The following is a 4,485-nucleotide window of genomic DNA, read 5'->3' as shown; positions in this document are numbered from 1 at the left end:
GCGCACACGCAGCCGGTCCGGGTCGCCGACACCGACCCGTCTGCAGGCACCGTGGAGGACGACGCCGAGGCGGCCCTGCGCCCGTCGCGACGCGACCGCCGCCATCGCGACGACGAGGCTGCCGACACGCCCGCCGGGGGCCTCGCCGTCCTGGGCGCGGCGGTCAAGGAGTTCGCCATCGTCGTCGGGATGGCCCTCGTCCTGTCCTTCGTCGTCAAGACGTGGCTGCTGCAGGCGTTCTACATCCCCTCGGGGTCGATGGAGAACACCCTGCAGGTCAACGACCGCGTCATCGTCAGCAAGCTGACCCCCGGGCCGTTCGACCTGCGCCGGGGCGACATCGTCGTCTTCGGCGACCCGGGGAACTGGGTCGAGGCACCGGTGCAGCAGCAGCACGGCAAGGTCGCGACGCTCGTCCGCGACACGATGATGTTCATCGGCCTGCTGCCCGACGACGCCGAGAACCACCTCATCAAGCGGGTCATCGGCCTGCCCGGCGACCACGTGGTCTGCTGCGACGCCGGCGGCCGCCTCACCATCAACGGCCAGCCCGTCAAGGAGCCGTACCTCAAGCCCGGCGTGTCGCCGAGCGACCAGAACTTCGACATCACCGTCCCGCGCGGTCGCGTCTGGGTCATGGGCGACAACCGCTCCGGGTCCTCGGACTCCCGGTTCCACGACGCCCCCACCGACGACGGCAGCCTCGGCTCGGTCGACGAGCGGCTGATCGTGGGCCGCGCCGTGGCGCTCGTCTGGCCGCTGGACCACATGACCTGGCTGTCCAACCCCTCGTCGACGTTCCGCAAGGTCCCGGCGCCGAGCGCCGACTCCGGCGGATCCGGCGGCACCAAGGGGACCGGCGGCACCGGTGGGACCGGCGGCACCGTCGCGCCCACGACCGGAGGCGGGACGGTGGACGGCGGGACGGGTGGCTGACGTGACCACCCCACGCCGCCCCGCGGCCCGCAAGCCCGCGACCAGCCGCAGGCCCAGCCTGCGCGTCGAGCGCCAGCTCCAGCGCGACGGCCACCGCGTCCTGGCGGGGATGGACGAGGTCGGCCGTGGCGCCCTCGCCGGACCGGTGACGGTGGGTGTGGTGCTCATCGACGAGACGTCCCGCAGCGCGCCCTCCGGCGTCAAGGACTCCAAGCTGCTCACGCCCGCAGCCCGGGTGGCGATGGTGCCCCGGATCCGGCGCTGGGCGCTCGACTACGCGGTCGGCCACGCCTCGGCCGCCGAGATCGACGAGATCGGCATCATCGCCGCCCTGCGGCTCGCCGGCATGCGTGCCCTCGCCGCCGTGGGCACCGTCCCGGACCTCGTCATCCTCGACGGCAACCACGACTGGCTCACCGCACCCGGCGAGGTGGGCCTCTTCGCCTTCGCCGACGAGTCGGGTCCGGCGACCCCGCCGGTGACCACGATGATCAAGGCCGACCTCAAGTGCTCCTCCGTCGCCGCGGCCTCCGTCCTGGCGAAGGTGGAGCGCGACGCCCTGATGGTGGCCGCCGCCCCCGGGCACCCGGCGTACGGGTGGGAGGAGAACAAGGGGTACGCCGCGCCGGAGCACCTCGCGGCGCTCGAGGCGTACGGCGCGACCGACCTGCACCGGCGGTCGTGGCGGCTGCCGGGGGTGGCGGGCAATGATGAGGGTGTGGCCCCGGCGGGACTGCCGGTGGCCGACGACGAGACGGGTACGGGGACGACCACACCGGCGACCCCCGGGACGAGCACGGAGATGATCGCGGGATGAGTGCCGAGGACCTCGAGAAGTACGAGTCCGAGATGGAGCTGCAGCTCTACCGCGAGTACCGCGACGTCGTGGGGCTGTTCAGCCACGTCGTGGAGACCGAGCGCCGGTTCTACCTGTGCAACTCCGTCGACGTGAAGGTGCGCTCCGACGGGGGAGAGGTCTACTTCGACGTGACCATGCAGGACGCGTGGGTGTGGGACATCTACCGCCCGGCCCGGTTCGCCAAGCAGGTGCGCGTGGTGACGTTCAAGGACGTCAACGTCGAGGAGCTCGCCAAGTCCGACCTCGAGCTGCCCAAGGGCGAGGGCTTCTAGCTCCTTCGTCCACAGGCCGGCGGAACCGTCGGCGCCGTCCACAGGGGCGGGACGGCGGCCTGTCGGCGCGTGCCCTGCGGGTTGGACGCTGGGGGCATGACGGACGGTGCGGACGACCCGCGACGAGCGCTCGGCAGGTACGGCGAGCGGCTGGCGGCGCGTTACCTGGGGGAGTGTGGGCTCACGGTGCTCGACCGCAACTGGCGGTGCGTGCACGGCGAGATCGACCTCGTGGCGCGTGACGGGGACTGCCTCGTGTTCTGCGAGGTCAAGACCCGGCGCTCGCAGCGCTTCGGGACTCCGGTGGAGGCGGTGGACCGGCGCAAGGCCGCACGGTTGCGGCGGCTCGCGGCGGCCTGGCTGCAGGCCCACGACCAGCACGCCGACCGGGTGCGCATCGACGTCATCGGCATCCTGCGACCGAGGGTCGGCCCTGCGGTCGTGCGCCACCTGCAGGGGGTGGGGTCGTGACGTTCGGGTCCACCCGGTCGGTGACGCTCGAGGGCCTGACGGGTGCAGTGGTCGAGGTGGAGGCGCACCTGTCCGGCGGCCTGCCCGCGTTCCTGCTGAGCGGGCTGCCCGACACCGCCTGCTCTCAGGCGCCGAGCAGGGTCAAGGCCGCCTCAGCCAGCATCGGGCGGTCGTTGCAGCAGGACCGCATCACGGTCAACCTGTCCCCGGCCTCCATCCCCAAGAACGGCAGCGGGTTCGACCTGCCCATCGCCGTCGCGGTCGCGGCCGCCCTCGACCTAATGCCCGCCGAGGTGGTACGGCCCGTCGTCCACCTGGGCGAGCTCGGCCTCGACGGGTCGGTGCGGGCCGTCCGGGGAGTGCTGCCGGCGGTGCTGGCCGCTGCGCGGGCCGGGTGCACCGACGTCGTCGTCCCCGTCGAGAACGCCGCCGAGGCCGCCCTCGTGCCCGACGTGCGCGTCCACGCCGTGCGGCACCTCGCCGACCTCGTCGCCGCGTATGCCGCGTGCTCGCCGGGCGACCCGGTCCGGGTGGGCGTGGCGGTCCCGGCCGCGCCGGAGGTGGGCGGGCCCGTGGCGCCGCCCGACCTCGCGGACGTGGTCGGACAGGAGGAGCCGCGGCGCGCTCTGGAGCTGGCAGCGGCCGGCGGTCACCACCTCTTCCTGCTGGGACCGCCGGGGTCGGGCAAGACCATGCTCGCCGAGCGGCTCGTCACGATCATGCCCAGGCTGACGCGCGAGCAGTCGATCGACGTGCTGGCCGTGCGTTCCCTGCTCGGCGTGACGGCTGCCGAGCTGGACCTCGCCGGGGTGCCGCCGTTCGTCGCGCCGCACCACAGCGCCACGCAGGCCGCCGTCATCGGGGGCGGTAGCGGCGTCGTGCGTCCGGGCGCGATCAGCCAGGCCCATGCGAGTGCTCTTTAAGGTGCCCAGAAGCCCTATCAGCGTTCGACGGGGAACGGCCAAGGGGCCGAGTCGAGGACCCGGCCGCTTAACCATCGCTACAGCGTTTACTGGATCTGGACAACGACTACAGTGACGTCGGTGGGGTTGAACAGCACGGGGGTCCTTGGGCCGATCCAGTTCGCCGTCCAAGGTCCGATCGAGGTCTTGACCTTCCCGGTCCAGCTACCCGTGTACCAGTAGTCGCGGTGGGCCCAGGTGCCGGAGAAGGTGCCTGAGCCTTAGAACCCGTATTTCGCGTACGGGCCCGAAACCGGCTGCAGGCATAGGTCCGTCGAGGCGCACGGATTGCGGGTTGCGATCATGGGCGTCACCGTTGCGCCCGTGGTGACCTTGGTCAGTTTGCCGGTCTTGGGGTCCTGAACGGCGGTCTTCGGTGCGTCCGAAGCCACGTAAGAATTCAGCTCGGCTTCAGTGCGGACTGGGGCGTCTGTGAGGACGCTGCCCACCTTGTGGAGCTCCGGACCCTTGGGTGCGGCTTGCGCCGCAGCCGGCAACCCTGCCGCCATGGCTGCCACTAGTGCCGCGACCCCCGCGACGTGCTTGATCTTCAACGGACTTTCCTCCCTGCTCATGGAGAACGCGAGCACCTGCTCGTGCGCGCCGAAAGTAGCAACCGACGTCCCACATATGCCGTAGGCGCAGCAGAACTGGCGAAGTGATCGCCAAACATGGGACACGCCATGACCGGCTATGGGTCGGTTGGGTGCCTGGAGTTTGTCGTTTTCGACGACGAGTTCGCCTTGCGGGGAGGGTTCCCGCAGGTGCCCCGTCCCCGCATATGGGCTGAGTTCGGTCGGGCTGGTGTGGGTCAAGGGTGGCCGTAGGCCATCACGGAGTGACGCGCAGCGCCCTTGAGGCATGCCAGGGCGGCCGCATCATCGGCAGCTGCGGGGGCGGGGCTCGGTTCGCGGTGTGCGGTCGGCGCGGAATGGCTTTCGGGCCGGGGTGCGGTGGGGTGCGCGAGGACGGCGCGCCAGCGCCG

6 protein-coding genes are annotated in these 4,485 nt (G+C 71.6%); 5 read left to right on the top strand and 1 reads right to left on the bottom strand.

Annotated elements, in window-relative coordinates; translation table 11 throughout:
- The 5 genes from lepB to ACFUC1_RS20200 all read left to right on the top strand — a co-directional run.
- A partial coding sequence (lepB, locus tag ACFUC1_RS20220) for a signal peptidase I (protein ID WP_379123040.1) occupies nucleotides 1-936 on the top strand: 936 nt, incomplete at its 5' end.
- Between the two features lies 1 nt (nucleotide 937).
- On the top strand, nucleotides 938-1,753 hold the full coding sequence (locus ACFUC1_RS20215; RefSeq protein WP_379123038.1) for a ribonuclease HII: 816 nt from the start codon (nucleotides 938-940) through the stop codon (nucleotides 1,751-1,753).
- Nucleotides 1,750-2,067 carry a DUF2469 domain-containing protein gene (locus tag ACFUC1_RS20210; protein ID WP_310155408.1) on the top strand — a complete coding sequence of 106 codons (318 nt, stop codon included), beginning with the start codon at nucleotides 1,750-1,752 and terminating at the stop codon, nucleotides 2,065-2,067. Before ACFUC1_RS20215 ends, ACFUC1_RS20210 begins: the two co-directional genes overlap by 4 nt.
- Before the next feature lie 96 nt (nucleotides 2,068-2,163).
- Nucleotides 2,164-2,538 (top strand): YraN family protein, encoded by a 375-nt coding sequence (locus ACFUC1_RS20205; protein WP_379123036.1) that lies wholly within the window; start codon nucleotides 2,164-2,166, stop codon nucleotides 2,536-2,538.
- Nucleotides 2,535-3,461 carry an ATP-binding protein gene (locus ACFUC1_RS20200; protein ID WP_379123034.1) on the top strand — a complete coding sequence of 309 codons (927 nt, stop codon included), beginning with the start codon at nucleotides 2,535-2,537 and terminating at the stop codon, nucleotides 3,459-3,461. The genes ACFUC1_RS20205 and ACFUC1_RS20200 overlap by 4 nt, the downstream gene beginning before the upstream one ends.
- Nucleotides 3,462-3,721: 260 nt before the next feature.
- On the opposite strand, the gene ACFUC1_RS20195 is transcribed toward ACFUC1_RS20200, so the two are convergent.
- A complete protein-coding gene (locus ACFUC1_RS20195; protein WP_379123032.1) occupies nucleotides 3,722-4,054 on the bottom strand; it encodes a hypothetical protein in 333 nt (110 codons plus the stop codon).
- Nucleotides 4,055-4,485 lie beyond the last annotated feature (431 nt).

It is taken from the genome of Pedococcus sp. NPDC057267, from assembly GCF_042668795.1.
In the GTDB taxonomy this organism is placed as follows: Bacteria; Actinomycetota; Actinomycetes; order Actinomycetales; family Dermatophilaceae; genus Pedococcus.
Note: the sequence above shows the minus strand (reverse complement) of the source record. Positions and strands in the feature narration are given on the sequence as shown.

Excerpts from the sequence above, each read along its gene's own strand:
- ACFUC1_RS20210 (WP_310155408.1), top strand. The coding sequence starts at position 1,750 with ATGAGTGCCGAGGACCTCGAGAAGTACGAGTCCGAGATGGAGCTGCAG.
- ACFUC1_RS20205 (WP_379123036.1), top strand. The coding sequence starts at position 2,164 with ATGACGGACGGTGCGGACGACCCGCGACGAGCGCTCGGCAGGTACGGC.